Below are 16,390 nucleotides of genomic sequence, written 5' to 3' on the forward strand. Positions count from 1 at the left end.
TAACCAGGCGTGGGAGCGGGGCGACGCCAAGCCTACGTCACATAGGCGCGACTCGCTGGCCTCTACGATCGCCCGTTCCTGGAGTTTCTATCGAAGGAAATCCCGGCGCTGGAGGAGCCAACCATAGCGCCGGCCGTTTCCATCGCACGCCCCCTGGGGATGCTGAGGAGTTGCGCTCCGCGGCATTCGTGAATGGGCTAAAAGACAGCGGCGGAATGCGGACCTCTATGCTGAAATTGAGATCCGCGACGCCAGTAGACGACCCAGAGGTGGTTGCCCAGAAGGTCCGTGATACCTGCGTTCCCGATTGAAGCGCAGTTCGCCCTAACTTCGCGCGAGCGTTCAGGTTTCCGTCGATGATGCGAAGGCTGATCGAGAGTGCGGGAGCGCGCTGATGGCCTGCCCCCATTTCCGGGAGTATTCTTAACGCATGGTCGGTTTGAGCGCATGACGGGCGCGGCCTGGGGCGGCGAAGCCGGCCAGAGCACGGTCTCAGGCGCGTCGGTAGCCGAGTGCGGTCAGACCGTGTTGTACTGCCGTCATCCCTCGACGACGATGCGCGCCTCGGAGCGAGTAGAAGATCTCGCCGTTCGTCGCGGAGCTTGGAGTTGAAGCTCTCGCAGTAGCCGTTCTCCCACGGGCTGCCGGGTCGATGAACGCGGTTCTGGCTCCCACCGCCGCGATCCATTCCGTACGATGGCAATGAACTCGGGACCGTCGGATCGGACATGGCCCGGCACGCCGAGATGAAGAGGTCAGGACATCGCGTCCGTCGCTTCAGCCGTCGGTCGATGCGGATCGTCAGGCACTCGCGAACTCATCGATGACGTTGAGCATGCGGAACTTCCTGCCGTCGTGGGTGCGATCCTCGACGAAGTCGTAGGACCAGACGTGGTTGGGGCCCGGGCCAGCCGACGCGAGCCGTCGGTCAGAGCCGGCCCTTCTTCGGCTGCTTTCACTCTAAGCCCCTGCAGATCCGCGCACATGAGCCCGTGATCGATAGCCGTAGCGGCCGTACTGCTCGACCCAGCCGGCACGCCCCCTCGGCGCCTTTCGCTGCGTCGATCGGTGCTGCCCCAGCACGCGGACGCCACCCGCTCGGACACGTCGAACTTCGCACCTGGTCGATGCAGGGCGCGGCGAGCGGAGCTCAGAAGTTTCCCGAGGCGGCCTCGCGCAGGATCAGCTTCTCCAGCGTCCGGAAACGGCCTTCCGCAGAGCTCCTTCAGCCGCTTCACCTGGTCGGTCTTCACCGGTCGGAGTTCTGTCGGATCGCCTCCGGCACGAGCCCGAGCGATGCCGCGAGATCGCTCGCGACCACTTTTCAGGGGGCAGGCCAGCTGGGCTGCGCGACGAGAGATCTCATTGCGGCTCCGAGCCGTGCGTGCTCCGGTGGATCGAACCGTCGAGCGGATCGTGACACGCAGGCCGGGTCGCAGAAGATGATCCGATTCGGAAACTGCGCCCAAACGCGGCGGTCTGTGTCTCCTCATCAAATTCATAGCCGCCCGAGATGTATCGCCCCGATGCGCGTAGATGCGTCACGCACGAGCGGGCGCCGTGGACGAGCAGCCGGCGGACGTACCGGTTTCCGCGATCCCGAGCAGAACCGTTCGGCCACCGGTCGAGTTCTGTCACGGCACGCCCGAGCTGCCGCGATCGGAACTGTGCGCCGCGACTGCCGCGAGGAGCGCAGTCGCGCCGAGCGGACCGATGCCCGGGATCGTCATCAGCCGTCGGGCTCGATCGTCGCGGGCAGCCAGTGCCTCGATCTCACGTGTCGCTGCTGCAATCCGGCGGTCGAGCCGCTCGATGTCTTCGTAGAGCTCGGTGAGCATGCGCCGCATCGTCGGCGTCAGATCGTTCTCTTCATCGCCAAGCACGCGTGGGAGGTCTCGCCGGAAGACGCCGGCGCCCTGATGGATCGCGACACCGTATTCGAGGCAGAAGCCGCGCACCTGGTTGATGAGGCGCGTCCGGCTGGAGATCAGCTGGTCGCGGATCCGGTGGAGCGCTTGGAGATCAACCTCCTGCGTTGTCCTCACCCGCGTGAAGCGCTTCGTCGGTCGCGTTGCGGCTTCAGCGATCGCTTCGGCGTCGATCGTGTCGTTCTTCTGCGACTTGACGTAAGGCTTCACGAACTGCGCCGGGATGATGCGCACCCGATGTCCCATCGCCTCCAGCTCGCGCGCCAACCACTGCGATCCCGAACACGCCTCCATGCCGACGATCGCCTTCGATGCCTGCTCGAAGAACGCCAGCAGCGTGTCGCGGCGGAACTTCACCCGTTGGATGACCGCGCCGTCGGCATCGAGCCCGACAACGTGGAAGACGTTCTTGCCGAGATCGACGCCATAGACCGCGGCGCCACGTGGTGCATTCCTGTTCATAGCTCTCACCTCCTCTTCAACATCGCCTCGCGATGAGGCTGGAGGGCGGGGCAGGCCATCCCATTAGTGGTGAGCCTGCGGGAGCGCCGCGCGGCAGTGGCCTATGCGGTGAGCCGAGGCGTGTCGCAGCGACGCGCCTGCACGCTGATCGGGGTTGCGCAGTCGGCGCTGAGCTATCGTTCGCGCCAGGCCGAGCAGGCCGAGAAGGACACGCCAGTGCTCAAGCGCATCGCGGAGCTCTCGGCCCATTATCCGCGCTACGGGTACCGCCGGATCGCGGTCTTCCTCGGCCGCGATGGCCACGCCATGAGCTTCGAACGTGCGTATCGCCTGTGGCGGCGGGCAGGGCTGCAGGTGCCGCGCAAGCGGCCGCGGAAGCGCATCGCCGCTGGCCAACCGCGTCCGACGGCGCCGACCGGGGCGAACCAGGGGTGGAGCTACGACTTCGTGTTCGATTGGTGCGCCAACGGCCAAAAGCTGAAGTGCCTGACGGTCACCGACGAGTGGACGAAGGAGGGCTTGGCGATCGAAGTCGCCGGCCGCATCCGCTCCTCGCGCGTCAACGAGGTGCTGTCGCGGCTCGTGTGCGAGCGCGGCGCGCCGCTCACCCTGCGCTCCGACAACGGGCCGGAGTTCGTGTCCCGCGCGCTGCTCGTGTGGATCGTCAACCAAGGGATCGAGACGGCGTTGATCGACCCAGGCAAACCTTGGCAGAATGGCGTGGGAGAGAGCTTCAACGGCAAGTTCCGCGATGAGTGCCTTAGCCTGTAATGGTTCCGCTCGCGCGCCGAGGCCAAGGTGATGATCGAAGCCTGGCGCGGGCACTACAAATAGGTGCGGGCTCACTCGAGCCTCGGCTACCAGACGCCGGCGGCATTCGCTGCGAAGTGCAGAACCGACCACCCAGCGGCCACGACGGGGCGGACCGCTGCGGTATGTGGGGCCTTGCGGCCCGCCCCGTCGTCCGACCGCCTCGCAGGGGGCAAACTGAAGCAGGTCTACGTCGGCAAGGTTCGCCACAGGGGCGCGATCCATGATGGGGCGCACGAGGCGATCGTGGACCGCGCGCTGTTCGATGCGGTGCAGGCGAAGCTCGCGGCCGGTGCGCCGCGGCGTCGGACAGGGCCGAGCGGCTCGCCGCACCTCATCGCGGGGCGCGTGTTCGACGAGACGGGCGACCGGTTGACGCCAACGCACGCCAACAAGCGCGGACGGCGTTACCAGTACTACGTCTCGCGGCGCCTGACCCAACGGCGTGCGACGGGGGCAGGGGGATGGCGGCTTGCAGCCGGCGTCCTCGACGGTGCCGTGCTCGACGTCGTGACGGGCCTGCTTCGAGCCCGGACGCAGCTCGTGGATCGGCTCGGCGTCTCCCCGGACGTCCGACCATCGAAGTGATGGCGGCCAACGCCGATCGGCTCGAGGCGCAGGTGCGCGGCACCGACCGGATGGAAGTATCGGTGCTGCGCCAGGTCGTGACCAGCGTCGTCGTTGCCCCCGAACAGCTCACCGTGGAGTTGGAGCGCTCCGCCCTCGTTCAGCTGCTTCTCGGCGAGGATGCTCGTGATCGTGAGCCTGCTCGCTCCCAGTCGGATGCAGCTGACCAGTTCGCGATCAGCGTCCCCTGGCAGGTGAAACGGCGCGGGGTCGAGAAGCGCATCGTCCTGGACGGCGGGGAGGGTGCCGGCCTTCCTGATCCGCATCTCGTCGCGCTCATCGGCAAGGCTCACCGTGTGCTCGCGCTCCTGACGAGCGGAGGCGAGGCTTCCATCGCTGCGGCAGCGCCCCTCGTCGGCATCGACCGGATCGAGGCGAGCCGCATCCTTCCGCTCGCCTTCCTCGCGCCGGACATCACGCGCGCGATCGTTGCTGGTCGCGCGCCGCCCGAACTGACGGCGACCGCGCTCGGCCGCATCCGCCACCTGCCGACGGACTGGTCCGCCCAACGCCGCCTGCTCGGCTTCGCCGATCCGCGCTGAGCGGCGCTCTTTCCACGAATGCACCGTCACGCACCTCGATGCGGCTCCCCCAACGTTTGGACGCCGCAGAGGCCGCACAGAGACGCGGCGCGAATTTGCGCCGGAGAGCGAGTCTCGGCTCCAAACCTCGACGGCGGTCCCCGCAGAAAGCCGGCAAGAGGCCGGCGTTCTCGCAGAGGAGCGGAAACACGCACCGCACGGGCCGGTGCGTGGTGGGCCCGGAGGGACTCGAACCCCCAACCAAACCGTTATGAGCGGCCGGCTCTAACCGATTGAGCTACAGGCCCCGCACGCACCATGGCAGCCGCACGACGATCCTGACAAGCGATGGCGGCGCTGACGCTGCGCTCACGCGGGAGAAATCATCACCAGCCCTTGGCTGATCCCGTCGTCGTGCTCCGGTTCGAGAACCTCGGCGTCGGGCACGTGGACTGCCAGCGGGCGCGCCAGGCCACGGACGTCGTGGGCGCCGGCGTCCGCCATCGGGCGCCCGTGCCGCCGCCCGATGTCGGCGACCTCCTGCGACACCAGGTAGTCGCGCCCGAGGCGGCTGCACAGGGAGGCGATGCGCGCCGCCACGTTCACGTCGCGGCCGATGACGGTGAAGTCCAGCCGGTCACCGGAGCCGACGTTGCCGTAGACCGCCTCGCCGAGGTGGATCGCGATGCCGAAGCGGATGGGATGGGCCACGCCGTCCAGGATGTAGGGCTCGGCTTGGGTGGCCAGGGCGCGACGAGCCGCGTCAAGAGCGCCGAGAACGGCAGCGTCGTCCCCGACACGGGCTGCGGGGAAGATCGCGAGCACGGCGTCGCCGATGAATTTCAGCACCTCGCCGCCGTGCGCCTCGATCGCCGGCACGACCACGTCGTAGTACCGGTTGATGACCTCCGCCGTCCCGCTCGCCGGCAGGCGGGTCGATAGGTGCGTGAAGCCGCGCAGGTCCGCGACCAGGATCGCTGCGCGAAATTGTGTGGTCTGACCGCGGTGAACCGTGCCGGCGACGATCTCGCGTGCGGGCGAGCGGCCGACGTAGGCCGACAGGACGTCGGTCATGATGGTGCGCAGCGTCTTGACCTCCACCACCGCGCTCAGCGCCGGCAGCATGGCCTTCAGGATCGCGCGGTGCTCTGCGTCAAAGCCGGCGGGCTCGCGCGTGGCGACGGTGAGGTTGAGCGCGCGGCCGGACGAGTCCGGCATGACGATGACGATGTAGTGCGCGAGGCCCTGAGCCTTCAGCTCAGGCACGATCCCGAACGCCTCGTCCGGCGTCGTGGCGAGGTCGAGCTCGAGCCAGCGTCCCAGCTCCGCCGCCACCTTGAACGGGCTGCGCTCGTAGAGCCCGTTGGTGCGCTCGGCATAGTCGTAGCGGGTGAACTCGAGCTCGGTGCCCGGTCGCCAGATCATCCCCGCCGCGAGGAGCGAGGGGTTGAGCAGTCCGAAGGACACGCCGAGGCGGTGCAGCGGCAGCCCGTGCGCCGTCAGGCGATGGCCGAGGCCCTCGACGACGGCGGCGAGTTCGAGCTGTCGCGCCTCGCCGAGGAGCCACGCGTCGAGGTCGAGCCTCGAGCGGTCGACGCTGTCCATGGTGCGCTTCCTCCCCGATCGGCAGATGGCAGCCGAGCCTTTCGATGCAAGATCGTCGCACGTCCGGTCTTGGTCCTCGCCGAGTGCTGCTCGCGCCGGCGTGGTGCCGATCCAATGGTCAGCCGGGGACGCCACACGGCCGGCGCGTCGCTTCAGACCGCGACCTTGTGGCGGAAGCCCTGGAGGGCGTCCTCGCCGCTCGACGCCCATGGGGCCGCAGCCGGCATCGGGTACGATCGCTCGACGAGGGACTTCGCACGCCCTCGATCCGGGCGGCGCGGTTCACGGTGTTGCCGTACACCGTGAACCCCTGCCGCCTCGTCGAGCCGACGCTGCCGCCGGCGAGCGGACCCGACGCGAGGTCCCCGGCAGCCCGCGTTGCTCCGCCTGCAGCAGACGCTCAAGCTGCGTCGCGTTCGGCGCCTCGCGTCCCGGCCGGAAGCTCGCGACCGCCCGGTGCAAGGCGGACGACGTTCCCCCAGCGCCAGCATGGCGACCAGCGCCGACCATTGGCGGGCGCGAGGGGGGCGTTGGCTCGTCGGGCGACGCGGCCACATCATTTCCCTTAGTGCGACTGAAGAGGACGGTCGGGGAACACGAGCGAAGGAGCGTGCGTCGGTCGGCGGTCTCCGTTGCACGGCGCGCCCTCAGCGCGTGTTCGTCCGTGCTCGCTCGGCGCCGCATGGCACGAGGCCGTGCCGCTCGCAGAAGCAGGTGGCCGCGTCGTCCGTCCTGGGCCGCATGAGGCGGAACGGACGAGTTCGGACAGGAGCACACCGCCGACGCCCGCGCCATGGTGCGCCTGATCGACGTAGAGGTGCTGCCAACGCCCGATCGTTGCGTGACCGGCGAAGGGGGCGACGCGCAGCCCGCCGAAGCCGACGAGGGCGTCGTCCTCGCGCGCCTCGAGCGAGACCTCGCCAGAAGCTTCGAATCGGTTGGCCCCGCTCGCCCGTTCGGGTGCGAGGCGGGCCCGATGCGATGACCGTCGGACGCGGCCTCTCGGCCAGTGCCAAGACGCCGTGCGGCCGCAGCGTGCCCGGCGCGATGCTGAGCGTCAGCTGTCGAGGAATGAGCGCAGCTTGCGCGAGCGGGACGGGTGCTTGAGCTTGCGCAACGCCTTCGCCTCGATCTGACGGATGCGCTCGCGCGTCACCGAGAACTGCTGACCCACCTCCTCCAGCGTGTGGTCGGTGTTCATGCCGATCCCGAAGCGCATGCGCAGCACGCGCTCCTCACGCGGCGTCAGCGAGGCGAGCACCCGCGTCGTCGTCTCGCGCAGGTTGGACTGGATCGCCGCATCGATGGGCAGCACCGCGTTCTTGTCCTCGATGAAGTCGCCGAGGTGGCTGTCCTCCTCGTCGCCGATGGGGGTCTCGAGGCTGATCGGCTCCTTGGCGATTTTGAGGACCTTGCGCACCTTCTCGAGGGGCATCGCGAGCTTCTCGGCAAGCTCCTCCGGGGTGGGCTCGCGGCCGATCTCGTGCAGCATCTGCCGGCTGGTGCGGACGATCTTGTTGATCGTCTCGATCATGTGCACCGGGATGCGGATGGTGCGCGCCTGGTCGGCGATGGAGCGGGTGATCGCCTGGCGGATCCACCACGTCGCGTAGGTCGAGAACTTGTAGCCCCGCCGGTACTCGAACTTGTCCACCGCCTTCATCAGGCCGATGTTGCCCTCCTGGATGAGGTCCAGGAACTGCAGGCCGCGGTTCGTGTACTTCTTCGCGATCGAGATCACGAGGCGCAGGTTCGCCTCGACCATCTCCTTCTTGGCGCGCCGTGCCTCGCGCTCGCCCTTCTGCACCTTCTGGACGAGGAGGCGGAACTCGGGGATCTCCAGGCCGGCCTGCGCCGCGATCCCCTGGATCTCCTGCCGCAGTTCGCCGATCACCGCCGCCTCGTGGCGCGCGAACTCACCCCACCCACGGCCCGGAAGGGCGGCGATGCGCTCGGTCCAGCTCGGGTCCAGCTCGTGACCCTGATAGTGCGCCAGGAAGGCCGCCCGGTCGACGCCGTAGGAGTCGGCGATGCGCATGAGGCGGCCCTCGCAGGCCATGAGGCGCTTGTTGATGTCGTAGAGCTGCTCGACCAGGCTCTCGATGCGCTGCGGGTTGAGCAGCAGCGACTTGACCGAAGCGACGATGTCCTCGCGCAGCTTCTTGTAGCGCTTCTGCTGCGCCGGCGAGAGAAGCTGGGCATCGCCGCCGCGCTGGGCCTCGACGTTCTGCTCCTGAAGCTTGCGCAGCTTTTTGTAGGTGTCGGCGATGGCCTCGAAGGTTTCCAGCACCTTCGGCTTCAGCTCGCCCTCCATGGCAGCGAGCGACAGGGACGATTCGAACTCGTCGTCGTCCTCGGCCTCGTCGTCCTGGGACTGCGGCGCGGCACGGCCCGGGGCCATCGGGATGACGTTGCTCCCGCCGGACGAGGCTGCGCCCCCCTGCACGGCCGCTGGGTCGACCGGCGGGCGAGCGGGGTCGGGCTCGCCGCTCACCGCGGCGAGGTGCGCCTTCCCCTCGGGGTCGGCGTATGTCGCCTCGAGGTCGATGATGTCGCGCAGGAGCACCTTGCCGTCGACGAGCTCGTCGCGCCAGATGATGATGGCCTGGAACGTCAGCGGGCTCTCGCACAGCCCCGCGATCATGAAGTTGCGGCCAGCCTCGATGCGCTTCGCGATGGCGATCTCGCCCTCGCGCGACAGGAGCTCCACCGAGCCCATCTCACGCAGGTACATGCGCACGGGATCGTCGGTGCGCTCGGCAGGCTCACGGGTGGTCGCCTTGGCGACGGCCTTGGGTCCGACGGTCTCGGCGAGCTCTCGGCCCTCGGCTTCGTCGCCGGGATCCTCCTCCTCGCCCTCCTCAGAGTTCTCGACGACGTTGATGCCCATGTCATTGAGCATCGCCATGGTGTCTTCGATCTGCTCGGAGGTCACCTCCTCCGAGGGAAGCACCTCGTTCAGCTCGTCGTGGGTGACGTAGCCCCGACGCTTGGCGGTCTTGATGAGCTTCTTGACCGCAGCGTCGTTGAGGTCGAGGAGCGGACCGTCGGACGGTTCGGTCGGCGCTTCCTTGTTCTCCGCCGCGGATGCCTTCGTCGCCATCGGGTCTCCAACTCGCGTTGTTTCGCGGACGCATGCCCCGGGCGAACGCGACCGCACGGGGCCGGCAAGCGCTAGGGCACGCTCGCGCACGACCGGTGCCCACGACAAGGTTCGGCCGTACGTCCGGTAGGTTCCATCCGGGTTTGGTAGATAACGCGCCGTTGGCCGCGCGCAAGGACTGGGGCAATCATCGGAATTGCCCGGGCACCGCGTCGGTTCCCGCCGAGGTTCTCCTGCGACGCAGCGTAGCGGCCTCGTCGGCGAGGGCGCGCTCGGCCTCCTGCAGGGCGACGGCACGGGCCTGCAACGCCGCGGACAGGCGCAGCAGGCGCTCGTCGTCCGCGTCGCGGTCGACGAGCCGTCGCGGCTCGCCGATGAGCTCGGCGCGCGCAGTGCGCAGCGTCAGGCGGTCGAGGAAGAGGACGAGGCAACGCTCCAGGAACGCGTCGTCGGGGCGGCAGTCCAGGATGGAGAAGCGCGCCAGGAGGCGGGGGCCGACGGCGGCGCTCGCATCACCCCACACCTCGGCGAGGCACATGCCGCCGCTTGCCGGGATCGTTTTGATGAGCTCGGCCGCCGTCGCAGGCCCCTCGGCAGCATGGGCCTCCACGAGGAGCGCTGCAAAGCCGGCGTTGGCCTCGCTGGAGAACAGTTCCGCCGTCAAGCGCTCACCGTATCGCCCTAGGAGCTCCGGCCTCAGGAGGAGGAGGCCGAGGACGATGCGCTCGAGGTCGAGGAGGGCGCGGTCCGCCGCCGGCGCCGTCATGGGGGACGGCGGGGCGAGCGCGCGCGCGGGGGATGCGCCCGACCGCTCGGCGCGCTGGCTGCGGCGCAACGCGAACGCCCTGTCACGCAGGGCCGTGCGGTAGAGCCCCGCGACGGCACCGTCGCTTATGGTCGCAGCGAGCGCGTCGAGCCGTACGACGAGCGCCGCGTGCCGCTCGGGGGTGTCGACGCCGCGCTCCGTCTCGCGGGAGAACACGGCGTCCACCAGCGGGACCGCCCGCTTGACCAGGGCCTCGAAGCCGGCGGCGCCGTCCGTCCGCACGAGGTCGTCGGGGTCCTGCCCGTCCGGCAGATGGAGGACTTGGACGGAGCGGCCACCCGACAGGAGCGGCAGCGCGCGGTCGATGACGCGCTTGGCTGCGTCGCGGCCGGCGCGGTCGCCGTCAAAGGTGAGGATCGGCTCGTCGGCGAGCTGCCAGGCCAGGGCGAGCTGGGCCTCGGTCAGCGCCGTGCCGCAGCTTGCCACCACCTCCTCAACGCCGGCCGCCGCGAGCGCGACCGCGTCGAGGTACCCCTCGACGATGAAGAGCCGGCCGGTCCGTCGCGCCGGTGCGCGGGCGCGGTGCGCGTTGAACAACACGCTCGACTTGTCGAACAGCGTCCCCTGGGGCGAGTTGAGGTACTTCGGGTCGCGACCGTCCAGCGACCGGCCGCCGAAGCCGACGAGGCGGCCCCGAGCGTCGTGGATCGGCACCATGAGGCGACCGACGAAGCGCTCGCGCAGGCGCCCGTCCCGCCGGACGGCGAGGCCGGCGCATTCGAGGTTGGCCTCGCCGAACCCCTGGGCCGAGAGAACGCGCGCGAGCGAACCAGCCGCCGTCGGGGCGAGCCCGAAGCCGAACGCGCGCAGCACCTCCGCGCCGAAGCCTCGCCCCGTCGCGTAGTCGCGCGCGGCGCGGCCGGAGGGCGACCACAGGGTCGCCTCGTAGTGCGCCGCCGCGGCCTCCAAGGCGGCACGGTCGGCGTCGCGCCGGCGGGTCGCCTCCGGCACCGGTGCGTCCGGCTCGGGCAGCGCCACGCCCGCCTCCGCCGCCAGCGCCTTCACCGCGTCGACGAAGTCCAGCCCGCCATGGTCGGTGAGGAAGCTGATGTGGTCGCCGGACTGCTGGCAGCCAAAGCAGTGATAGAACCCGCGACGGTCGTCCACGTGGAAGGACGGCGTCCGCTCCTGGTGGAACGGGCAGCACGCCCAATGGTCGCCCCGCGCCGGTTGCGACTTGCGCCGGTCGAAGGTCACCACGCGCCCCACGATCGACGACAGCGGGACGCGATCGCGGAGGTCGGTCAGGAAGTCCTGTGTGAAGCGCATGGGGGTTGTTAGCACGCCATGCGACCTTGCCGGACGGGCGCGGCCCACCCATGCCCGCAACCCCCAGCTTGCGCATCCCAGAAAGCACGGCGCCCGCAGCGTTCCGTGCGGTCCGCCGAGGAACGTGAGGCGCGCCCTCACGCGTTCTTGGCACGTCGGTCGGCGCCACGGCCCGGTCGGTCTGCAACGTGCGAGGCGCAGGCGCGCCCCGTGAACCTCGTGTCCCCGGAGAGTCGAACTTGGCCTACGCGACCCATCACGCGAGCGATGCCTCAGCCCTTCTCGAGGGTTCGGCATGGTCCGGCGCGGTGTCCTACGCGCTCGCCAGCACCGTCGGGGGCGGGCACTACGCGGGCACGCATGTCGTCGCGCCCCCGCCGGGGTTCGCCGAGGCCGTCGCCCGGGTGTTCGCGGAGGTGGCGCGCTTCACCAACCTCGAGGTCACACGAACCGCCGCGTCGAAGTCGGACGTCGTCGTGCACGTCGCCGACACCCTCGCCTACGCAGCCAGCACGATGCCGCTCGGGGGCTACGCGTTCTTCCCCGGTGAGGCTCCCGAGGCGGGCGACGTCTGGCTCGGGACGAACCGGGCTGGCGACGTTGTGCTGGGGCGGCTCGGCTACCGCACGCTGATGCACGAGATCGGTCACGCGCTCGGCCTCAAGCACCCGCATGAGCACGGCGACGGCGGGCAACTCGGCTCGGCGCACGACGGGGCGGAGTGGTCGGTGATGAGCAGCCGCTCCCACGGCGGTGGCGACATCGGCCTCGGCGTCGAGACGAGCGGCCATTCGGAGACCTTCATGACGCTCGACATCGCCGCGCTCCAGTCCCTCTACGGGGCGAACTACTCCGACCGCGGCGACGACGTGTACACGTTCGACCCTGCGCAGCGGGTCATGCTGCGAGCCGTCTGGGACGGCGGCGGCAACGACACCTACGACTTTTCCCAGTACACCAACGGGCTCGTCATCGACCTCACGCCGGGGCGCTGGTCGACGACCGGCCAGGAGCCCCACCTCAACCGCGCGCAGACGCTCTCGTCCGGGGAGGCTCCGGTCTACGCGAGCGGCAGCGTCCACAACGCGCACCTCGTCGACGGCAACTGGCGCTCCGCGATCGAGAATGCGCGCGGCGGCAGCGGCGACGACACCATCACCGGCAGCGCCGTGCGCAACCGCCTCGACGGTGGCGCCGGCGACGACGTGCTCGACGGTGGCGCCGGCGCGGACCGGCTCGTCGGAGGGGAGGGCGCGGACACCCTGTTCGGCGGTGACGGCAACGACTGGCTGCGCGGCGGCGCGAGTGACGACGAGCTGTTCGGCGGCGACGGGCGAGACACGATCGTCGGCGATCGCGGCGACGACGTGCTCGAGGGCGGCGACGGCGTCGACCTCCTCTCCGGCGGACGTGGGGCCGACCTCCTGACGGACGACGGCGTGACGGCCGACACGCTGAACGGCGGGCGCGGCCGGGACACGATCATCGGCGGCGCCGGCGACGACCGGCTGATGGGCGGCGGCGGCTCCGACTCCCTGTTCGGGGGCGACGGCGCGGACAGGATCGTCGGCGGCCGCGGGGTCGACACCCTCACCGGCGGCGCCGGTGCTGACACGTTCGTCGTCTTCGGCAGGGGTGCGGGCGACACCATCACCGACTTCACGCCCGGCGAGGACAAGCTCGACGTCACCGACCCCGGCGCGGCGCTGCGCTCCGCGGCCCAGGTCGGGGCCGACACCGTGATGGTCATCGGTCGATCCAAGCTGACCCTCGCCGACGTCGCCATCGCCGAGCTTTCGGAGGTGGACGTCTTCTAGCGTCCGAGGCAGATCGTGCAGGAACCCTTGCACGCCACGAAGGGACGCCCGTGAAGATCACCGCGATCCGCAGCCACCTCCTCGGCTACGAGCTGCCCGAGCCGCTCGGCTACTCGCAGCAGATGTACCGCCACAGGACCGCACACCTCGTCGAGGTGACGACCGACGACGGCCCCACCGGGTGGGGCGAGTGCTTCGGCGCAGGTCCGGTGGCACGGGCGAACAGGACCATCGTGGAGGAGGTGATCGCGCCGCGCCTCCTCGGCCGCGACCCGCTCGACCGCGAGGTCCTATGGCACGAGGTCTACAACGGCCTGCGCGACCATGGCCGCGGCGGCATGCCGCTCGAAGCGCTGTCGGGCATCGACATCGCGCTCTGGGACATCGCCGGCAAGGCTGCAGGGATGTCCCTGTCGCGTCTCCTCGGCGGCCGATTCCGCGATCGCGTCCCGGTCTACGGGTACGGGATGATGCTGCGCGAGTTGCCGGACCTCGCCGGTGCCTTCGCCGAGGAGGCGGCGGCGCTCGAGGCGGCGGGCTTCCGCGCCGTGAAGATGAAGGTTGGGCGGGGTGTCGCCGAGGACGTCCGCCTGGTCGAGGCGGTCCGGCACGCCCTACGCGACAGCACGCGGCTGATGGTGGACGCCAACCACGCCTACCACACCGCCGACGCCTTCGCCGTGGGCCATGCGCTGGAGCGCCTCGGCGTCCACTGGTTCGAGGAGCCCGTGGTGCCGGAGGACCTTGAGGGTTACCGCGAGCTGCGCGCGCGGCTCGCCGTCAACATCGCCGGTGGGGAGACCGAGTGCACGCGGTGGGGCTGGCGCCGGCTGCTCGAGGGACGCTGCCTGTCCATCGCGCAGCCCGAGGTGTGCGCGCTCGGCGGCATCACCGAGTATGCGAAGGTGCTGGCGCTCGCCCACGCGCACCTGACGCCGGTGATCAATCACGTCTGGGGCTCCGCGCTCGCAGTGGCGGTCAACCTCCAGCTCCTCGCGGCGATGCCCCCGGTGCCCGGCGGCTTGCACCCCGACGAGCCCATGCTGGAGTACGACACGACGCACAACGCCTTCCTCACCGAGCTCGCGCAGGAGCCGCTCGCCATCGTCGAGGGGGTGGCAAGACACGGCCACGTCGACGTTCCCGACCGCCCTGGCCACGGGGTGACGCCCGATCCGGAGGTGCTCCGCCGCTACGCCCTCGTTTGATGGATCGGCGAGCCGCGCGCCTCGGACACCTTGCCTGCGGAGCGCTGCAGGGCCAAGTTGCGTGCCATGGCAACTAGGAGCTTCCGATGGTCGAACCATCTCCCAACGTCGCGCTCATCGTCGGTGCAGGGCCAGGCTTCTCCGGGGCGATTGCCCGGCAGCTCCTAGCGCGCGGCTGGCGCGTGGCGCTCGCCTCCCGGCGGGCGGACGCTGCCCTTGCTGAGGAGCTCGGCGGCCACGCCTACCGCCTCGACGCCGGCGACGCAGCAGCGACGCGGACGCTGTTCGCCGAGGTGGAGCGTGACCTCGGGACGCCGAGCTTCGTCATGTACAACCCGTCGGCGCGGGTGCGCGGGCCGTTCGTCGAGATCGACCCTGCCGAGGTGGAACGCGCCCTCCGCGTCACCGCCTACGGCGGCTTCTTGGTGGCGCAGGAGGCGGCGCGGCGCATGGTGGAGGCCGGCGAGGGGAGCATCCTCCTCACCGGGGCGACGGCGTCGATGAAGGGAGTGCCGTTGTCCGCAGCGTTCGCCATGGGCAAGTTTGCGCTGCGCGGCCTCGCCCAGTCCATGGCCCGCGAGCTTCAGCCCAAGGGCGTCCACGTGCTGCACGTTGTCATCGACGGTGCGATCCTGCCGCCCGGTGCCGGGACTGGGGACCAGGACAGGCTCGACCCCGAGGCGATCGCCACCACGTGCCTTGCCCTCCTCGACCAGCCCCGCAGCGCCTGGACCTGGGAGGTGGAGGTCCGCCCCTACGTCGAACGCTTCTGACGCCCCAACGCAGTCGTCGGAACGAAGGCAAATGCTCTCCAATCGAAGGACCGTGACACGCCTCCTCGATCCCACGACGTGCTGCGTCGAGGCGGACGCAGCGCCGCTGTTCTTGCGGCACTCTTCCCTGCGGCGGTGCGCTCGTCGACGTCCGAGACCGAGCGCCACGCCGTTGCCACGCTCGCCGGCACCTTCGTCGCGTCGGCGCCCCGGCACGGCGGGGGCACCCGCTGGGCCCTGGTCTTCACCCATGCCCTCGACGACGACGTGACGCAGCGCCCGTTCAAGTTCCGCACCCTCGGGCCTACGAGCTCGGCGACGTCGTCGGCTGGGCTGGCAAGGACGTCCGTGCCGCGACGTCCGAGGCATGGCCCATCCGCCACGGCCGGCGATCGCCTCGCGCAGGGTCGCGCAGGGCGTCGCGGACGTCGGCGCGGTCGGCGACAGGGATCCGATCGGGCCCGACGTCTGCAACGAGGTCGACCGCCGAGGGTCCGTCGTGCGCCCGTCCTTGCGTCAGCGCCGGCGCGGCAGGGCGGCCCTCGGCCTCGACGAGGGCCTGGATCTTGGGGGCCGGCCGCCGCGCGAGCGTCCCATCGAGGCGTCGTCGGCTGCCTTTGCCGTTGGCGCCATGCTGATGGGACGCGCACCGACGAGCCGTCGACGAACTTAAGGTCCCCGGCGTGCGCCTCGGCGAGTTCGGCGAAGCGGCGGTCCGAACGCCGCTTTTGCGCCACCGGTCAACCCCAAGAAGATCGCTCTCGACCAAAGAGCCGGAGCATCTGATCCGCGTCTCGGAAGACCCAGCTGCCCTGGCACCGCAAGCTCTACCTCTCCGACCCAACCCCATCGAGGCGTTCGGCATGGCGGACCGTGGCCCGACGCCGATCGTTGGGCCGACACCTCAAGCACCGGCTGCGCCAACTCGAAAGTTGGTCGCAGAGCGCTGCGTGGACGACGACATCGTCCGCACCGAGGGCGACCGCCCGTGGTTCGGCGCACGCCCGCGCGACAAGGAGGTGTGTGCACCGGCCCGCCGGCCCCGAGCAGCTCCTCCCCGCGGCGGTGCTGCGCCGCTGACGGGCGAGCGCTGATGCGCCCATCGCGATTGGTGGTTGGCTCGCCGCGGGGCCGATCCGTCGTCGGCCTTCCACCTGTCCCGCAGCCGCAGCGCCATCGACGGTCACGGACGAGGGTTCCGTAGCGCTGCTCAGCATGATCGCGATCGCGCCGCCGCGGGGCAGCGAGCCTTGGAGCACGACGCCGGTGGGCACCGGCGCCTGAGGGCACCGGCGCCTGTGGGAGGATGGACGTCCTGCTGTCGACCGATCGGAGCCGCTCAGCGTCGGACCGCTCTAAGGTCGCCGGGGTCGAAAGGCCGGCGGCGATCAGCGCATTCCGGTGTTCGTTGCGGGGGAAGCGAGGTCCGTCCCCGGAGAGT

Annotated in this window: 10 protein-coding genes, 1 tRNA gene and 3 pseudogenes; 7 read left to right on the plus strand and 7 right to left on the minus strand. The window is 70.1% G+C overall.

Features of this window, described 5'->3' with window-relative positions; all coding sequences use genetic code 11:
• Positions 1-455: 455 nt before the first annotated feature.
• Positions 456-1,265: pseudogene (locus tag ACOOE8_RS15845) on the minus strand (integrase core domain-containing protein); the annotation flags it as partial.
• 369 nt (positions 1,266-1,634) lie between these two features.
• Complete coding sequence (locus tag ACOOE8_RS15850; RefSeq protein ID WP_420392388.1) at positions 1,635-2,390, minus strand: IS110 family transposase; 756 nt, start codon at positions 2,388-2,390, stop codon at positions 1,635-1,637.
• A gap of 66 nt (positions 2,391-2,456) precedes the next feature.
• Here ACOOE8_RS15850 and ACOOE8_RS15855 point away from each other — a divergent pair.
• The 3 genes and pseudogenes from ACOOE8_RS15855 to ACOOE8_RS15865 form a co-directional block, all read left to right on the plus strand.
• A pseudogene (locus ACOOE8_RS15855) lies at positions 2,457-3,290 on the plus strand (IS3 family transposase); the annotation flags it as partial.
• Between the two features lie 45 nt (positions 3,291-3,335).
• Entirely contained in the window at positions 3,336-3,788 is a 453-nt protein-coding gene (locus ACOOE8_RS15860; RefSeq protein ID WP_420394750.1) for a hypothetical protein, read from the plus strand.
• On the plus strand, positions 3,788-4,369 hold the full coding sequence (locus tag ACOOE8_RS15865; RefSeq protein WP_420392389.1) for a hypothetical protein: 582 nt from the start codon (positions 3,788-3,790) through the stop codon (positions 4,367-4,369). The genes ACOOE8_RS15860 and ACOOE8_RS15865 overlap by 1 nt, the downstream gene beginning before the upstream one ends.
• 210 nt (positions 4,370-4,579) lie before the next feature.
• Here the strand turns inward: ACOOE8_RS15865 and ACOOE8_RS15870 are convergent.
• From ACOOE8_RS15870 to ACOOE8_RS15880, 3 genes and pseudogenes are all read right to left on the minus strand, one after another.
• Positions 4,580-4,656: transfer RNA gene (locus tag ACOOE8_RS15870), tRNA-Ile, on the minus strand.
• A 61-nt stretch (positions 4,657-4,717) separates the two neighbouring features.
• The gene (locus ACOOE8_RS15875) at positions 4,718-5,953 is read right to left on the minus strand and encodes an adenylate/guanylate cyclase domain-containing protein (RefSeq protein WP_420392390.1); all 1,236 of its coding nucleotides are present in this window, start codon (positions 5,951-5,953) and stop codon (positions 4,718-4,720) included.
• 565 nt (positions 5,954-6,518) lie between these two features.
• Positions 6,519-6,827, minus strand: a pseudogene (locus ACOOE8_RS15880) (hypothetical protein); the annotation flags it as partial.
• On the opposite strand from ACOOE8_RS15880, the gene ACOOE8_RS15885 reads away from it, so the two are divergent.
• The gene (locus tag ACOOE8_RS15885; protein WP_420392391.1) at positions 6,747-6,938 is read left to right on the plus strand and encodes a hypothetical protein; all 192 of its coding nucleotides are present in this window, start codon (positions 6,747-6,749) and stop codon (positions 6,936-6,938) included. The pseudogene ACOOE8_RS15880 and the gene ACOOE8_RS15885 overlap by 81 nt on opposite strands.
• Before the next feature lie 72 nt (positions 6,939-7,010).
• On the opposite strand, the gene rpoD is transcribed toward ACOOE8_RS15885, so the two are convergent.
• Both rpoD and dnaG read right to left on the minus strand, forming a co-directional pair.
• Entirely contained in the window at positions 7,011-9,056 is a 2,046-nt protein-coding gene (gene rpoD / locus ACOOE8_RS15890; RefSeq protein ID WP_420392392.1) for an RNA polymerase sigma factor RpoD, read from the minus strand.
• A 187-nt stretch (positions 9,057-9,243) separates the two neighbouring features.
• A complete protein-coding gene (gene dnaG, locus ACOOE8_RS15895) occupies positions 9,244-11,151 on the minus strand; it encodes a DNA primase (RefSeq protein WP_420392393.1) in 1,908 nt (635 codons plus the stop codon).
• 239 nt (positions 11,152-11,390) lie between these two features.
• On the opposite strand from dnaG, the gene ACOOE8_RS15900 reads away from it, so the two are divergent.
• From ACOOE8_RS15900 to ACOOE8_RS15910, 3 genes are all read left to right on the plus strand, one after another.
• Positions 11,391-12,968 carry a M10 family metallopeptidase gene (locus tag ACOOE8_RS15900; protein WP_420392394.1) on the plus strand — a complete coding sequence of 526 codons (1,578 nt, stop codon included), beginning with the start codon at positions 11,391-11,393 and terminating at the stop codon, positions 12,966-12,968.
• Positions 12,969-13,018: 50 nt separating this feature from the next.
• The gene (locus ACOOE8_RS15905; protein WP_420392395.1) at positions 13,019-14,176 is read left to right on the plus strand and encodes a mandelate racemase/muconate lactonizing enzyme family protein; all 1,158 of its coding nucleotides are present in this window, start codon (positions 13,019-13,021) and stop codon (positions 14,174-14,176) included.
• 86 nt (positions 14,177-14,262) lie between these two features.
• Positions 14,263-14,949 carry an SDR family NAD(P)-dependent oxidoreductase gene (locus ACOOE8_RS15910; RefSeq protein ID WP_420392396.1) on the plus strand — a complete coding sequence of 229 codons (687 nt, stop codon included), beginning with the start codon at positions 14,263-14,265 and terminating at the stop codon, positions 14,947-14,949.
• The last annotated feature ends 1,441 nt before the right edge of the window (positions 14,950-16,390 follow it).

Source organism: Acuticoccus sp. (assembly GCF_965213555.1).
Classification (GTDB): Bacteria; Pseudomonadota; Alphaproteobacteria; order Rhizobiales; family Amorphaceae; genus Acuticoccus.

Coding starts and splice junctions, on each gene's coding strand:
- dnaG (WP_420392393.1), bottom strand. CDS start 11,151: ATGCGCTTCACACAGGACTTCCTGACCGACCTCCGCGATCGCGTCCCG.
- ACOOE8_RS15875 (WP_420392390.1), bottom strand. CDS start 5,953: ATGGACAGCGTCGACCGCTCGAGGCTCGACCTCGACGCGTGGCTCCTC.
- rpoD (WP_420392392.1), bottom strand. CDS start 9,056: ATGGCGACGAAGGCATCCGCGGCGGAGAACAAGGAAGCGCCGACCGAA.
- ACOOE8_RS15865 (WP_420392389.1), top strand. CDS start 3,788: ATGGCGGCCAACGCCGATCGGCTCGAGGCGCAGGTGCGCGGCACCGAC.
- ACOOE8_RS15885 (WP_420392391.1), top strand. CDS start 6,747: ATGGTGCGCCTGATCGACGTAGAGGTGCTGCCAACGCCCGATCGTTGC.
- ACOOE8_RS15850 (WP_420392388.1), bottom strand. CDS start 2,390: ATGAACAGGAATGCACCACGTGGCGCCGCGGTCTATGGCGTCGATCTC.
- ACOOE8_RS15910 (WP_420392396.1), top strand. CDS start 14,263: ATGGTCGAACCATCTCCCAACGTCGCGCTCATCGTCGGTGCAGGGCCA.